The organism is Neisseria sp. P0021.S006 (genome assembly GCF_051956895.1).
The window spans coordinates 1-452 of record NZ_JBQCWZ010001240.1 but is presented as its reverse complement, the minus strand read 5'-3'; the positions used below and the strand labels follow the sequence as shown (position 1 = coordinate 452).

At 51.8% G+C, this 452-nt stretch carries 1 protein-coding gene; it reads left to right on the top strand.

The genetic code is table 11. The features are described from left to right. Window positions 1-452 (top strand): DUF945 family protein (locus ACTHUM_RS19675; RefSeq protein WP_440403966.1); only part of this gene is annotated, 452 nt, incomplete at both ends.

Here is a 452-nt window from a genome sequence, read left to right as displayed (position 1 = left end):
CCTTATTATCTTGGTGTCAAAGCGGAAGAAAGCCTGACCGAGCAACAAAAGCTGTTGCAGGAATCCGGTTTCCTGACCGTTGAGTCCCACCAATACGATCGCGGCTGGTTCAGTTCAACCGAGACGACCGTCATCCGCCTCAAACCGACCCTGCTTCAAAATACGCAAAAATACCTGCCGGACAATTTGAAAACCGTCCTGCAAGAGCCGATTACGGTCATCAACCACGTAACACACGGCCCGTTTGCCGGCGGCTTCGGTACGCGTGCCCATGTGGAAACCGAGTTCCAATACCATCCGGAAACCAAAAAAGTTTTAGACCGCTTCTTCGGCCAGCAAACGCCGTTGACCATGACCAATACGGTTTACCTTTCCGGCGACGGCAAACTCAGCCTCAATATTCCCGCCTTCGATTATGAAGAGCTTTCCGGTATCAAGCTCAACTGGAAAGG